The following is a 14,482-nucleotide window of genomic DNA, read 5'->3' as shown; positions in this document are numbered from 1 at the left end:
TCCGCTCAGGCCGCGCCGCGACGGGTGAAGTCACCGTCGAGATCGTCACCGGCGTCGCCCATATCGAGGTCAAAGCCGCCGCCGTTGCTCTTGGCAGGGGCCTTGGATTTGGCCAGCTTGCGCGGGGCCATATGCGGAGCCTTGGCCAGGATGGCGGATTTAAGGTCGATCTTCTCGCCAGCGCCGTCATTGGCCACGGCCGTGATCGACGAGGCATCGATGCGGAAGTAGCTGATGGCGGATTGGAGCTGTTCGGCCTGGCTCGCGAGTTCTTCGGAGGTGGCAGACATTTCCTCTGCGGCCGAGGTGTTCTGCTGGGTCACCTTGTCGAGCTGCTGGATGGCGGTGTTGATCTGGGCAGCGCCAGCATTCTGCTCTCTGGAGCCAGCCGAGATTTCTTCCACCAGCTCTGCGGTGCGCTGAATGTCCGGGACCAGCTTGGAGAGCATGTCGCCGGCCGACTGGGCAGCCTTGACCGTAGTGCCCGACAGGGTCGAGATTTCGCCCGCCGCTGCCTGGCTGCGCTCGGCAAGCTTGCGTACCTCGGAGGCGACGACCGCAAAGCCACGGCCATGTTCACCGGCGCGGGCCGCTTCCACTGCCGCGTTGAGCGCCAGCAGGTCGGTCTGGCGGGCGATTTCCTGCACCACCATGATCTTTTCGGCAATGGTCTGCATGGCCGAGACCGCGTTGTTCACCGCCTCGCCCGAGGCAATCGCGTCGGCAGCGGACTGGCGGGCGATCTTCTCGGTCTGGGTGGCATTGTCGGCCGACTGCTTGATGGTGGCTGCCATTTCTTCCATTGAGGCGGAAGCCTCTTCGGTGGACGAGGCCTGTTCGGTGGCCCCCTGGCTGAGCTGTTCGGCGGTGGCCGACATTTCCTGGGAGCCGGCGGCGACATTGCGGGTGGCGGCAGTGACTTCGCCGACCACTTCGCGCAGCTTCTGGGTCATGGCGTTGAGCGCCTTGATCAGATCACCCACTTCGTCGTCGGATTTCACCTGGGCAGTGGCCGAGAGGTTGCCACCCGCCACTTCGTCGGCCAGACGCACCGCGCTGGAGAGAGCCCGGGAGATCGAGACAACGATCCAGGTGGCGGCGACCAGAGCGATCAGGGCCGAGCCGACCAGAAGGCCGATCAGGAAGAAGCGGCTCTGTTCAAACATGGCGTTCGCCTCGGCTACACGGCTTTCGAGCAACGCGTCATTGCGAGCGATCATGTTGTCGATTAGCGCACTGATCTGTTGGCGACGTGGCGCTGCCTCGGTTGCGTTGATATGTGCGGAGGCATAGTCGGAACGCTGCATCGCGACTGCGTTGCCTTCGTTCATAGCGTCTACCATGGCGGCGAAGTCGGCACGTACTTCACTCACTGCCGCCTGATCGGAGGGGCCCAGGACGCGAGCTAGACGCTCCAGACCAGGCTCAAGTTCGCCAACAACACCGTTGAAGTCATTGAACCACTCGTCCTGCTTCGCAGGGGCTGACGAGGCCAGTAGAATGTTGCGATGCTGACGGAAGACATCGCTGGCTTGCAGAAAGAGGTCGCTTGCGACTTGATAAGCTTGGGTCGCACCTGGCTCGCCGAGGTTCATCCGGTTCGCCAGACTGCTGCGAAGCGCCCCGAGGGACTCTTCAACTGCGGTAATGGAAGCACTTCCCTTGGAGGTCGTGATGCCGAAGGCTGTGGCTACAGTGATCTTCAAGGACTCTTCCTGGACGCGCGTGATCGCTTGGCGGTATTCGGCCAGAGTTTCGACGACTGCCTGCATATCGGCATTCGACTCAGGGATGGAGAATGACCCCTGTAAGGTCTCCGCTGTGGCGACAATACCTTCCAACCGCCGATCCATCGTCGCGCGCGTCGAAGCAAGTTCCTCCGGATCATTGGATGCAATCATCCTCTGCGCGTCGCTGGCCATCGACATCATGTCGTACTGCATACCCTTCAGGGTCATTGACCGCTCAACCGGTCCGTGCACGATGTCTCCCATCTCGGCGTTCAACTCGCCAAGGTTGGTCAGAGCCATGAACATGCTGGCGCCCGAGAGGGCGACGACCACGCCGAAGACGGCCGCCAGTTTTGTCTTGATAGTCAGTCTCACGATGCAGACCTTTCTTCTGATGCTGCGACGGGTGCGGTTCTTGCCCCCGAGATTTCGAAAATCCGTTCCATGTTGGGAATGATGATGAAGCCGCCATTGCGTTTGCCGATGCCCTTGATGAATTCAGGGCGCCAGCGCATACCGACCTTGGGGGCCTCCTCTATGGAAGCGGCCTCGATATCGGTGACGTCATGCACCTTGTCGGCCAGGATGCCGACAATGGCGGGCTCGCCATCCATGTCGACTTCCATGACGACGATGCGGGTGTCCTCGTCCGGTTCGGCCCTTTTCATGCCGAACATGACGCGTAGATCGGCCAGCGGCACAACCCGGCCGCGTACATTGATCAGCCCGCCCACAAATTCAGGGGCGTTGGGCACTTCGGTGATCGGTACCAGTTCGAGAATTTCGCGGACATGGTGGGCCTCGACGGCAAACAATTCGTCATCGAGGCGGATAGTGAGCGCGTTCATTGCATCGACTGGCGCTGTCTCGGCCAGTTCGACCAGATTCATGGCCTGGCTCATGCAGCCCTCCCAGTGAGATTGCGATCTACATAGCCCTGGCCGGCGGCCACCAAATGGGCGGTGTCCAGGATCAGGGCCACTGAGCCGTCACCCAGAATGGTGGCGCCCGAGAAGGATTTGATGCCCGAGTGCAGCTTGGAGAGCTGCTTGATGACGGTCTGGTTGTTGCCGATGATCTGGTCGACCACCAATCCTACGCGACCTTCTCCAGACGAGACGATCACCACCTTCTGGTGCGGTTCGCTCTCGCCCTTGGTGCCGAAAACTTCGCGCAACCGCAGATAGGGGACCAGCGCGCCGCGAATATCGAGGAAGTTGCGGCCCTTGGCATGGGCTTCGATGCCCTCCGGCAATTCCACGCATTCTTCGACGGCAGCCAGCGGAATGGTGTAGCGGCCATTGCCGACCCGCACGAGCATGCCATCGATGATGGCCAAGGTCAGGGGCAACCGCAGGGTCATGGTCGAGCCTTCGCCGGGGCGGGAGGTGACATCGATGGTGCCGCGCAACCCGTCAATGGTGCGCTTGACCACGTCCATGCCGACGCCGCGGCCCGAGAGGGACGTCACTTCCTTGGCAGTCGAGAAGCCCGGCGCAAAGATCAGGTGGTAGAGTTCCTGGTCTGTCAGCTTGGTGTCCGAGGTGATCAAACCGCTTTCTTCTGCCTTGGCGCGGATGCGGACGGCATCGAGCCCGGCGCCGTCATCGGTCACCGAAATGGCAACTTCGGCACCTGAATAGACAGCAGAGAGCCGCACCACGCCCTTGGCCGGCTTGCCGGCTGCGGCGCGTTTTTCGGCGCTTTCCAGGCCATGATCGATCGAATTTCGGATCAGATGCACCAGCGGATCGGCCAGACGCTCGATCATGGTCTTGTCGAGCTCGGTGTCTTCGCCGGTGGTGATGAACTCGATGGGCTTGCCCAATTCGCTCGAGAGGTCATGGATCAGGCGGCGAAAGCGGCCGAACAGGGTGCCGATGGGCACCATGCGAATGCCCATTGTGGTGTCGCGCAGCCCCGAAGACAGCCGTTCGAGTTCTTCGGCAATGGTCTTGAGCGCCGTGTCCGAGCTCAGTCCGGCAATCTGGCTCAGGCGGGCCTGGGCAATCACCAGTTCACCAACGCGATCCATCAATTCGTCCAGCCGCTCGGCCGGGACCCGCAGGGAGGAGGCTGCGGCCCGGTCGGCGGTGTCGGCCCCGCTCGCCGGTTTGGCGCGCGGCGCGGGAGCTTGGGGTGTGGTGGGGGCGGCTACAGGCGCCGGTTGGACTTCGACCCTGGCGGCCGGGGCCGGGTCTTCAGTCGTTTCTGCGTCCAGGGCAAGCCTATCGGCGGTATCCAGCCGGTTCAGGCTCAATTCCATATTGTCGCGCAGGAACAGGAAGACATCGTCGATGGCTGCCGTGGGGTCTTCCGCCTCGATATCGAGGCGCCAGCCGATATGAGGCGTCTCCGGGTCGAGCACGGCCAGGTCGGGAATCCGGTCGGTCAGCGCGGTGATTGTGACCGGTCCGATTTCGGCCAGTTCTTCGAGCAGCAAGACCGGGTTGGTGCCATAGATCAACGCGTCTGAAGGCAGGTAGAATTCCAGCCGCCAGGTCGCCGTTTCGGCCTCGGGGGCCGGTGCTGCGGATTTCTTGTGGACCGGCGCCGGTGCTGGCTCGGTCTTGGGGGCGCCTGGGGCTCCGGTTTCGCCGTTCACAATAGCGCGCAGATTGGCCAGGATTTCATCGCCGCCCGAGATTTTGGCGTCGGGCGTTTCGATCAGCAGGTGAATATGGTCCTTGGCGTCGAGCGCCACCCCGATCAGGGCTGCGTTGGCCTGGGTCTGGCCCTTGCGCACCTGGTCAAAGGCGGTTTCGAACTCGTGCACGAATTCGGCCACGGCGGTGAAGCCGAACATAGCCCCCGAACCCTTGATGGTGTGCAGGGCCCGAAACGTGGAATTGACGAGATCGCTATTGGATGGGTCCTGCTCGAGATCGAGCAGACCCGCTTCGAGCTCGTCGAGCAGTTCGCGCGCTTCCTGGCGGAAGGTTTCAGTCGGGTCGGAAATGTTCATGCCCCGGTGACCTTCTTGATAATGGCCAGCAACTGGTCCTGCTTGAATGGCTTGACGATCCAGCCGGTGGCGCCGGCTTCCTTGGCCTGGCGCTTGAGCTCGTCATCGGACTCGGTGGTGAGCAAGATGATCGGAATGCCCTTGGAAGAGGGGTGCTGGCGGTATTTCTTGATGAATTCGATGCCGTTGAGCACCGGCATGTTGAGGTCGGTCAGGACGGCGTGCACCGTATTGGTCGTCGCCACCTCGTACCCCTCCTGGCCATTGCCGGCCTCGAGTACGTCCAGCCCCGCACCGGTCAGCGTCATGGCCACCATCTGGCGGATGGAGGCGCTGTCGTCGATCGTCAGAATGGTTTTGGTCATCGCTCAGTGTCCTGCTGGCTTGTCGGGTTGTTCGGACCAGAAAGCGGCGTGCTCCTGTCCTGGGGTTAGAAAGCCGGCTTCACTCAGCACGGCCTGCAGCGCCCCCCCCAGGGGCGCGAGCAAACGCAATTCCTTGCCTTGCGCGCGGGCACTGACCCGGGCGGCGAGCAGGGATTGCACGGTCGTCACATCGGCCGCGGACAAAGCCCGCGTGTCGATGGCGACGGCTGGGTGGTTTTCGATGGCTTGGCGCAGGTTCGTCGCAACTTCGGTTGCGTTTTTGATGCCTGCGTCGCCCGTCAAGACGAGCATGTGTGTTCGTTCATCGGTCATGAGCATGACCGTGCGCAAAATACTGAGGATGACATTCTGTCTCTCTACCGCGAAAGGAGGCCGGGAAGTCGGTAGGCGAAAAGGACTGATGCGGTTGCGGTGCTCGCTATGCTGTTTCTATTGCCAATCTGTCCGCCGTATTCCCATCCGGCTTGGTACTATACTTGCACCCGTGGCTTAACCGATGGTTACTCAGTTGATATTTTTGAAGATTTATGATTTTTTCCCAAATATTACTTCAGATAGTATCGTTTTTAATAAATGTGTATATGTTGTCTTGCATTGAATCACGCTGAATCGCCGGAGTTTGACTCTGAATCAATCGCGGTTTGATTCTGAGTCAAACTTCAGTAACTCGGTGGTTTATACTTTTAGATTCACTTGGCTTGTCGCCATTTGCCTGCGAAAGATCGGCGCGCCCGCATGAAGGCGCGCGCACATATACCGATAGAGGTCAGCTAGACGGTTTTAGAAACCAGCAGCGTGCGCTGGTTCTTTGGGCTGCATGATGGCACAAATCTCGGGCCATTTGGCGCGGAAGGCGGCGACGCATTGCGGGTCGAAATGGCTGCCGCTGCAACGGACGATTTCGGCATAGGCCTTGTCGATGGGCCAGGCGGATTTGTAAGGGCGCTCGGAGCACAGCGCGTCAAAGACATCGGCAATGGCCACGATGCGCGCTTCGATTGGGATGTCGGTGCCTGAAAGGCGGTCGGGATACCCGGTGCCGTCCCATTTCTCGTGGTGGCTCTGCGCAATCAGTTCGGCGGTACGGATCAGCTCGGACCCGCCGCGTTCCAGAATGCGTGCGCCGATAGTGACATGCTCGCGCATGATGGCCATTTCCGCGTCGGTCAGCCGGCCCGGCTTGGAGAGGATGGCGTCGGCGATGCCGATCTTGCCGACATCGTGCAAGGGCGCGGAGAGATAGATCATGCGGCAGCGCTCGGGTGACAGGCCGATACCTTCGCCGATCATCTGACTGATCAGCGCCACACGCGAGACATGCTCGCCGGTGCCGCCGTCGCGATATTCGATAGCCCGCGCCAGCCGGTAAATGATCTCTTCTTCGCGTGCCAGCAGATGGGCGGTTGCCCGCTCCACTTCGCGGGTTAGCCACTGGGCGCGGTCGGCCAGTTCGACCTGAGCCTGGCGCAGGGCCAGCAGGTTGGAGACGCGTGCCTGCAGTTCGATCGGGTCGAAGGGCTTGTGCAGGAAGTCCGTGGCCCCCGCCTTGATGGCCTCGATGCGCACGGTCTTGTCGAGGTCGGAGGTCACCATGATGATGGGAACGATGCGATAGGACGGCTGCGAGCGTAGCGCGGCGGTGAAGGCAACACCGTCCATTTCAGGCATGATGTGGTCGACGATGATGAGGTCGAACTGGTAGGACTGGCAGATGTCCAGCGCTTCGAGTGGATTGAGGCATAGCTCAATCTCGCCCATCACAGCTTCTTTGACGATGCTGCCGATCAGCGCGAGGCTGGAGCGGCTATCATCGACGATCAGCAAACGCATTGTCTTGCGGCCCCCGCCCGAATTGCACCAACCATATGAGAAGCACAATTAGGTGAAGCTTAACAGGAATCGGGTCGTGGCAATGGCTTGCACTATTGGTTAGCAGTGTACTGACGCATTCAGGCGGGCGGATATGGTGACGAGGCAGATCGCTGTGATTGGGGCCGGACCGGCCGGGCTGATGGCGGCCGAGCAGGCAGCGAAGCAGGGCGTGCGCGTCGTGGTGTTTGAGGCCATGCCGACGGTCGGACGGAAATTGCTGATGGCCGGCAAGTCGGGCCTTAACATCACCCATGCCGAGGACAAGGCCGCGTTCGACGCGCGCTTTGGCACGGCGCAGGCCCAATTGCAGGCCGCGCTCGATGTCTTTTCAGCGCCCCAGTTGCGCGACTGGTGCGCGGCACTGGGTGTCGAGACCTTCGTCGGCTCTTCGGGGCGGGTGTTTCCCAAGACCATGAAGGCGTCGCCACTGTTGCGCGCCTGGCTCACGCGCCTCGGCGCGCAGGGGGTCGAGATCCGTACCCGGCACCGCTGGACCGGGTGCGCTTCGACTGGACTGACCTTCGATACGCCAACGGGCCAGGTGGTGGAGAATTTTGACGCCACCGTCCTGGCACTGGGCGGCGCAAGCTGGCCCCGGCTGGGTTCGGATGCGGCATGGGTGCCCATATTGAAGCAGCGCGGTGTGGCGGTGTCCGCATTTCGCCCGGCCAATTGCGGCTTCGAGGTGGATTGGTCTCCGGTGATGAGCGAGCGCTTTGCCGGCCAACCGATCAAGGCGGTTGTGGCCCGCAGCGCGGCCGGTGGAATTGCGGGCGAATTTGTCCTTTCGCACTGGGGCATTGAAGGCAGCCTCGTCTATGCCCATTCTGCTGCCTTGCGCGATGCGCTTGACAGAGAGGGCGCGGCACAACTCGAACTGGATCTGGCTCCCGGCCGCACGGTTGAACGCCTGGCGCATGATCTTGCCCGGCAGCCGGGCAAGGCCAGTCTTTCCAACAGGCTGCGCAAGGGCGCCGGGCTGGATGGGGTCAAGCTGGGTCTGTTGCGCGAATGTGTTCCGGACCTCGCAACCCGGACGCCCGATACGCTGGCGGCGGCCATCAAGTCGGTGCCGCTCAATGTGAAGCGGCCCCGGCCAATCGCCGAGGCGATTTCGGTGGCCGGTGGCATTGGCTGGGACGGCATGGATGAGCGCTTTATGCTCAAGGCCATGCCCGGCATTTTCGTGGCCGGTGAAATGCTCGATTGGGAAGCGCCGACGGGCGGCTATCTGCTGACGGCGTGTTTCGCCACCGGGCGGGCAGCGGGGCAGGCGGCGGTTGAATACGCGATGGGAGAGGAAAACCGATGAACACAATCGATCTTGAGGGGCAGGTGGCGGTGGTCACGGGCGGGGCGCAGGGGCTCGGCTTTGCCATTGCCCATCGGCTGCTGGCGTCGGGCGCCAGAGTGAGCCTTTGGGACAAGGATAGTGACATGCTCGACAAGGCGGTGGCGGCTCTGGGTTCCGGTGCGGCGCAGCAGAGCGTCGATGTCACCGATCTCCAAGCCATTGAACGCGCCCATGCGAGGACGGAGTCGGACCTCGGACCGATCTCGGTCCTGGTGCATTCGGCGGGGATCGCAGGAAACAATGCGACCCTGGATGCATATGATCCGGCCGAGTGGCGGCGGGTTATCGAGATCAACCTCAATGGCACCTTCTACGTCAATCGCGTCGTGGTGCCGGGAATGAAGGCCCGCAATTACGGGCGCATCGTCAATATTGCCTCGATTGCCGGCAAGGAAGGCAATCCGACCGCCTCGGCCTATTCGGCCGCCAAGGCGGGCGTCATCGGCCTGACAAAATCGTTGGGCAAGGAACTGGCCAGCTTCGATATCGCGGTCAACGCCATCACCCCGGCGACGGCCAAGACCCGCATTCTCGAGAGCCTGACCGAGGAGTTCATCACCTATATGCTGTCGCGCATTCCGCGCGGGCGATTCCTGGAGGTGGAAGAGGCCGCGTCCATGGTGGCCTGGCTGGTGAGCCGCGAAAACAGCTTTACCACCGCCAGCGTCTTCGACCTTTCGGGCGGACGCGCCACCTATTGATGCTGGGCGGTAGCGGCAGGGCAGTCCACGCCATCGCCACTCCAGTTGATTTCGACGGTAGCGTGGCCGATATCGTGCTGCTGCGCCAGGCGTGCCTTCACTTCCCTGCTGACCACTGCTGGATCGGCGCCGGGGGCCAGGGCAATGTCCAGCGTTGCCATGGTCTGGCCCGAGGACAGCGACCAGACATGAAGGTGCCCGACATCGGCCAGTCCCGGCACGGCGCTGCGCAGATCTGATTGCAGCTCTTTGATGTCGATACCGTCGGGCGCGCCTTCCATGAGAATGTTGAAGGTGCGGGTGAGCAGCGCCCAGGCGCTTCTGAGAATGAGGAGGCTTACCAGGAGGGACAGGATCGGGTCGATCGGCATCCAGCCGGTCAGCCAGATGATCACCGCCGCGGCAATGGCGCCGACCGAGCCGAGCAGATCGCCCAGCACATGGAGCAAGGCGCCCTTGATGTTGACGTGATCGGCATCGGCGCCGGAGAGAATGCGGAAGACGACCAGATTGACGATGAGCCCGAGCACGGCGACGACGAACATTGGACCGGCCAGCACCTCTTCGGGCGCAAGAAAGCGTTGCACGGCCTCATAGGCAATCCAGCCGACCAGCGCGAACAGCGAAAGCGCATTGATCAGGCCTGCCAGCACTTCCAGCCGCGAATAGCCAAAGCTGCGGCGGATGTCGGCAGGGCGGCGGCCGAGCCGGAAGCCGAGCCAGGCCAGGAATAGTGCCACAGTGTCGGTCAGCATGTGGCCGGCATCCGCAATCAGCGCCAGCGAGCCGGAGAGATAGCCGCCGATCACCTCGGCCACCATGAAGCTGCCGGTGAGGCACAGGCCAATCAGCACGGCACGCTCATTGCCTGCACTCACTGTGGGCGCGTGGCTGTGGCCATGTTCGCTGTGGTCATGGCTATGCTGATGTTCAGGCACCCGGGTCTCTCCGTTTGACATACATATGAACATACATTCATATATTGTTATGTCAAGATGCTCCTCTCTGCCAACGAGGCGCGAAAGTGGAGGTTCCGGCGGTTTAGGGCAGGCACTCAGCCGCGGATTTCGGCTTCGTCGGAAGGATCATGATCTTCCATGGCATGGTCGATCATATCGGCCAACATGCGGGCAATGTGAGCGTCGGCAGCTTCGTAGAGAACCTGTTTGTTGCGGCGGGTGCCGCGCACCAGGCGGGCGGCGCGCAGAAGCCGCAAATGGTGGCTGACAAGGGACTGGCTGGCGCCGATGGCGGCGGCGATTTCGCCAACGGCGATGGGGCCTTCAAGACAGGTGAGGACGACCTTGAGCCGCGTGGGGTCGCCGAGCAGGCGGTAGGTTTCCGCGATGACGGTCAGGTGGTGGTCTTCTGGCAGGGGCACGGCGCTTCCCATTGGCTCAATGGCCAATAGTTAGGGTGCTTCGGCCTGGCTGACCAGTCTGGTAGGCTTCACACGCGCTGGCCATCCGCGTCGATGACCACGCCGCCATCTTCCTTGGTGAAGGGAATGCCGAGCGCCTCGGGCAGGATGTCGAGCACGACTTCGGAGGGGCGGCAGAGGCGCACGCCATGCTCGGTCTCGACAAAGGGGCGATTGATCAGGATCGGGTTGGCCAGCATGGCCTCGATCAGCTCTTCATTGGACAGAGCCTCATTGTCGAGGCCAAGCTCAAAATAGGGGGTGTCCTTGACGCGAATGGCATCGCGCACTTTGAGGTCGGCGCGCTCGATCAGTTCGAGCAGGCGGTCGCGGCTGGGTGGGGTTTCGAGATAGAGGATCACTTGTAGCTCGATGCCGGCGCCGCGGATCATGGCCAGGGTGTTGCGCGAGGTGCCGCAATCGGGGTTGTGATAGATGGTGACGCTCATGTGGATCGCTCCGTTTGCGTGCGCAGCAGCCAGGCGGACAGGGCCAAGGCCAGAAGACCGCCCAGGATTTGGGCGATGATGAAACCGGGCACGTCGGCCGGGCCGATGCCGGCAAAGCTGGCGGTCAGCGCCCGGCCGATGGTGACGGCGGGGTTTGCATACGAGGTCGAGGCGGTGAACCAGTATGCGGCAGTGATATAGAGCCCGACGCGCAAGGCAATGTGCTCGGGCGCGTATCTGAGCGAGACCAGAATGGTCAGCACAAGCCCGAATGTCGCCACCGCCTCGCTCAGCCATTGGCTGGGACCATTGCGCGGGTCAGCATAGGCCGAAACCAGTGGCAGGTCGAACATCAGATGCGCCAGCAGCGTGCCCAGCATGGCGCCGCAGATCTGTGCGAGGACATAAAGCCCGGCATCTGCTGCGCTCAATTGCCGCCGCAGCGCCATGACCAGGGTTACCGCCGGGTTGAAATGTGCGCCCGAGATCGGGCCGAGCACACCGATCAGCACCACCAGAATGGCCCCGGTGGCGATGGTGTTGCCGAGCAGGGCAAGGGCAATGTCGTCAGTCAGGCGTTGCGCCATGATGCCCGAGCCGACCACGGTGGCGACCAGAATGCCGGTGCCCAGCGACTCGGCAGCGAGGCTGCGCAGGCGATCAGTCATTGCTTGCCTTGTCCGTAGCGCCGTCGAGCTTGCCGATATCCTTGAGCTTGGCCTGGAGCGACATCTTGTCGATGGTGGCCAGCGGCAGGGCGGCAAAAACTTCGATGCGACGGCGCAGATAGTTGGCCGCATTGCGGAAGGCGCTGACCTTGTCGATCTCACTGCCTTCGACGGCGGCCGGATCCTCGACGCCCCAATGGGCGGTCATGGGTTGGCCGGGCCAGAAGGGGCAGGCCTCGCCCGCCGCGTTGTCGCAGACGGTGAAGACGAAATCGAGCTTGGGTGCTTCGGGGGTAGCGAATTCGTCCCAGGACTTGGAGCGATAGCCTTCGGTGGGCAGGTCCATTTCCTTGAGCGTGTGCAAGGCCAGAGGATGGACTTCGCCCTTGGGCTGGCTGCCGGCTGAATAAGCGCGAAACTTGCCGCCGGGCACGGCGTTCATCAGCGCTTCGCCCAGAATGGAGCGGGCGGAATTGCCGGTGCACAAAAACAGCACATTATAGACGCGGTCGGATGCGGCGTTGGTCATTGGCGAACCTCCTCGGGCGCACAACAGGGGGTGATGTCCTCGATCAGCGGCGCGCACAGTTCCGGGCGGCCACCACAGCAATCATTGACCAGATAGCCCATGACCGCGCGCATATGGTCGATCTGGGCGCGGTAGGTGATGGTGCGGCCCTGCTTTTCGGCCACCAGCAGGCCGGCGCGGCTCAATTGGGCCAGATGGGTCGACATGGTGTTTTGCGGCACGTCGAGTTTCCGGGCGATTTCGCCGGCCGGCAGGCCATGGGGTTCGTGCTCGACCACCAAGCGAAAGGCGGACAGCCTGGTGGGCTGGGCCAGCGCGGAGAGCGCGTCAATGATTGATGTATCATCCATATATCTGGATTTATCGATATATTGTGACGATTGCAAGACGGTGGAGAGGTATGGCGCTACCCCCACGCTTGATCCCTCCCCACCATGGGGAGGAAATGAGGGTGCCGCGACCGGCTGGGAATGGGCACAGGGCCCTCAGCGATAGCCCGCAGCCTGAAGCTCGAACAGTTCGGCATAGCGCCCCTTGAGCGCCACCAGTTGCTCATGAGTGCCGGCTTCGAGAATGGCGCCATTGTCGAGCACCAAAATGCGGTCGGCCATGCGCACGGTCGAAAAGCGGTGGGAGATGATGACGGCGGACTTGCCTGCCGCCAGGCTCTTGAAGCGGGCGAAGACCTCGGCTTCTGCCTTGGCGTCGAGCGCGGCGGTGGGTTCGTCGAGAATGATCAGCTCGGCATCGCGCATATAGGCGCGGGCGATGGCGACCTTCTGCCATTCGCCCCCCGAGAGGTCGCGGCCCTGGCGGAACAGGCGACCCAATTGCTGGTCATAGCCCTTGGGCAGCTTGGCGATGACGCCGTCGGCCAGGCTCTGTTCGGCGGCTGTATCGATGCGGGTCTGGTCCTCGCGCGCCTCGATGCGGCCAACCCCGATATTGTCGCGGGCGGAAAAGCTGTAGCGGATGAAATCCTGGAAGATCACCCCGACATGGGTATGGATATCGACCGGCGCCATGTCCTTGAGGTCGACCTCATCGATGGTGATGCGTCCCTCACTGGGGTCGTAGAGCCGGGTCAGGAGCTTGACGATGGTGGTCTTGCCCGCGCCGTTCTCGCCCACCAGCGCCAGCGTCTCGCCGGCCGGCAGCACGAAGGAGAGGTTGCGGACGACCCAGGTATTGGTCTCGGGATATTTGAAGCCCACATTGTCGAACACGATGCCGGAGCGGATCGGCGCGGGAAAGGGCTTGGCGTCGGCCGGCGCCAACACTGTCGGTTCGATCTGGAAGAAAGAGAACAGATCATCCAGATACATGGATTGTCCGGCAATCTGGGTGAAACCAAGCAGGATGCGCTGGAACAGGCCATTGAGCCTGAGGAAGGAGCCGGAGAGAAAGGCCAGATCCCCCAGGGTGAAGGCGCCGGTAATGGTGCGCCAGACGATGTAGCCATAAGCAGCGTAATAGGCCAGGCTGGCGATGGCGGAAAACAGGGCGCCCCAACTGGCGCGCAGCGTGGCGACGCGGCGGTTCTCGATGAAGATCTGGTGCGCCAGCTTCTTGAAACGGGTGACGAGATAGCCGCCCAGGCCGAACAGCTTCACCTCCTTGGCGGTCTCGGCACTGGCCCCGATATGCCGCAGATATTCCAGCTCCCGCCGCTCCGGCGTGCGCCAGCGGCTCAGCATATAGGCCAGCGAGTTGAACCGCGCCTCTCCCCAAACCGAGGGGATGAAACTCAATGGCAGCAACAGGATCAGCCAGGGGGCGTAGAAGAACAGGCCCGCGGCCAAGGTAAAGACGGTGATGATATCCTGTGCCTGCCCGAAAATCTGGCTCAAGAGCGCATTGCGCCCGGCCGCCTGGCGGCGCGCGCGTTCCAGCCGGTCCTGATATTCGGCGCTTTCGAAGTGCTGCAGATCGAGCCGGGCGGCATGCTCCATCAATTCCACGCTCACCTGATTGGAATGGAGTTCGGACAGCACCGAGTCGACCAGGCCCGTGACCCGCGCGACGAGATCATTGGCCAGCACCAGTGCCAGTTCGAGTGCCAGGAAGCCGATCATGCCGTTGAGCGCGCCGGCGTTGAACCAGTCCAGGATAGTGGGGCCGGGCGGGGTGATTGCCGTGAGCCGCACCACTTCATCCACGATCAGCTTGGCGGCATAAAGCACCGCCACCGGCTGCACGGCTGCCAGCAGACGCAGCACGATACTGGCCGTGGTCAGACCCTTGCTGGTGCGCCAGATCTGCGCAATCAGCCGCCCCAGATGCGCGAGATTATCGAGCTGGTCGCGAAGGGTCGGGGTGGTTTCGGGAATGGGCGGCGGACGACGCCCGGGCAGGTCACTCATGGCGGCAATGTAGCCAGTTCCCGCCAAGGCGGGAATAGGAGCCGC

The 14,482-nt window shown here is 62.4% G+C and carries 15 protein-coding genes; 2 read left to right on the top strand and 13 right to left on the bottom strand.

All coding sequences use genetic code 11. The features are described from left to right. Positions 1–5: 5 nt before the first annotated feature. From GO014_RS12725 to GO014_RS12700, 6 genes are all read right to left on the bottom strand, one after another. A complete protein-coding gene (locus GO014_RS12725) occupies positions 6–2,105 on the bottom strand; it encodes a methyl-accepting chemotaxis protein (protein WP_157290717.1) in 2,100 nt (699 codons plus the stop codon). Further along, positions 2,102–2,632 carry a chemotaxis protein CheW gene (locus tag GO014_RS12720; RefSeq protein WP_246204600.1) on the bottom strand — a complete coding sequence of 177 codons (531 nt, stop codon included), beginning with the start codon at positions 2,630–2,632 and terminating at the stop codon, positions 2,102–2,104. The genes GO014_RS12725 and GO014_RS12720 overlap by 4 nt, the downstream gene beginning before the upstream one ends. Further along, entirely contained in the window at positions 2,629–4,695 is a 2,067-nt protein-coding gene (locus GO014_RS12715; RefSeq protein ID WP_157290715.1) for a chemotaxis protein CheA, read from the bottom strand. Before GO014_RS12715 ends, GO014_RS12720 begins: the two co-directional genes overlap by 4 nt. Then, on the bottom strand, positions 4,692–5,060 hold the full coding sequence (locus GO014_RS12710) for a response regulator (RefSeq protein WP_157290713.1): 369 nt from the start codon (positions 5,058–5,060) through the stop codon (positions 4,692–4,694). Before GO014_RS12710 ends, GO014_RS12715 begins: the two co-directional genes overlap by 4 nt. Before the next feature lie 3 nt (positions 5,061–5,063). After that, positions 5,064–5,393 carry an STAS domain-containing protein gene (locus GO014_RS12705; protein ID WP_157290711.1) on the bottom strand — a complete coding sequence of 110 codons (330 nt, stop codon included), beginning with the start codon at positions 5,391–5,393 and terminating at the stop codon, positions 5,064–5,066. A 468-nt stretch (positions 5,394–5,861) separates the two neighbouring features. Next, positions 5,862–6,911, bottom strand: a complete 1,050-nt coding sequence (locus GO014_RS12700; protein WP_157290709.1) for an HD domain-containing phosphohydrolase — start codon at positions 6,909–6,911, stop codon at positions 5,862–5,864. A gap of 133 nt (positions 6,912–7,044) precedes the next feature. Between GO014_RS12700 and GO014_RS12695 the strand changes: the two genes are divergently transcribed. Next, positions 7,045–8,265, top strand: a complete 1,221-nt coding sequence (locus tag GO014_RS12695) for a TIGR03862 family flavoprotein (protein WP_157290706.1) — start codon at positions 7,045–7,047, stop codon at positions 8,263–8,265. Further along, on the top strand, positions 8,262–9,008 hold the full coding sequence (locus GO014_RS12690; RefSeq protein WP_157290705.1) for an SDR family NAD(P)-dependent oxidoreductase: 747 nt from the start codon (positions 8,262–8,264) through the stop codon (positions 9,006–9,008). The genes GO014_RS12695 and GO014_RS12690 overlap by 4 nt, the downstream gene beginning before the upstream one ends. On the opposite strand, the gene GO014_RS12685 is transcribed toward GO014_RS12690, so the two are convergent. From GO014_RS12685 to GO014_RS12655, 7 genes are all read right to left on the bottom strand, one after another. Beyond that, positions 9,002–9,946 carry a cation diffusion facilitator family transporter gene (locus tag GO014_RS12685; RefSeq protein WP_343030940.1) on the bottom strand — a complete coding sequence of 315 codons (945 nt, stop codon included), beginning with the start codon at positions 9,944–9,946 and terminating at the stop codon, positions 9,002–9,004. The two genes, GO014_RS12690 and GO014_RS12685, sit on opposite strands and share 7 nt — an antisense overlap. A 116-nt stretch (positions 9,947–10,062) precedes the next feature. Next, the gene (locus tag GO014_RS12680; RefSeq protein ID WP_343030939.1) at positions 10,063–10,389 is read right to left on the bottom strand and encodes an ArsR/SmtB family transcription factor; all 327 of its coding nucleotides are present in this window, start codon (positions 10,387–10,389) and stop codon (positions 10,063–10,065) included. Between the two features lie 68 nt (positions 10,390–10,457). Then, positions 10,458–10,877 carry an arsenate reductase (glutaredoxin) gene (gene arsC, locus GO014_RS12675; RefSeq protein ID WP_157290701.1) on the bottom strand — a complete coding sequence of 140 codons (420 nt, stop codon included), beginning with the start codon at positions 10,875–10,877 and terminating at the stop codon, positions 10,458–10,460. Further along, positions 10,874–11,545, bottom strand: a complete 672-nt coding sequence (locus GO014_RS12670; RefSeq protein WP_157290699.1) for an aquaporin — start codon at positions 11,543–11,545, stop codon at positions 10,874–10,876. Before GO014_RS12670 ends, arsC begins: the two co-directional genes overlap by 4 nt. Next, a complete protein-coding gene (locus GO014_RS12665) occupies positions 11,538–12,074 on the bottom strand; it encodes an arsenate reductase ArsC (protein ID WP_157290697.1) in 537 nt (178 codons plus the stop codon). Before GO014_RS12665 ends, GO014_RS12670 begins: the two co-directional genes overlap by 8 nt. Then, positions 12,071–12,424: an ArsR/SmtB family transcription factor gene (locus GO014_RS12660; RefSeq protein ID WP_157290696.1), complete on the bottom strand. Its 354-nt coding sequence runs from the start codon at positions 12,422–12,424 to the stop codon at positions 12,071–12,073. Before GO014_RS12660 ends, GO014_RS12665 begins: the two co-directional genes overlap by 4 nt. Positions 12,425–12,559: 135 nt before the next feature. Continuing rightward, the gene (locus tag GO014_RS12655) at positions 12,560–14,437 is read right to left on the bottom strand and encodes an ABC transporter ATP-binding protein (RefSeq protein WP_157290694.1); all 1,878 of its coding nucleotides are present in this window, start codon (positions 14,435–14,437) and stop codon (positions 12,560–12,562) included. Between the last annotated feature and the right edge of the window lie 45 nt (positions 14,438–14,482).

The organism is Devosia marina (assembly GCF_009758415.1).
Taxonomy (GTDB): domain Bacteria; phylum Pseudomonadota; class Alphaproteobacteria; order Rhizobiales; family Devosiaceae; genus Devosia; species Devosia marina.
This window is presented reverse-complemented; position numbering and strand designations above follow the sequence as displayed.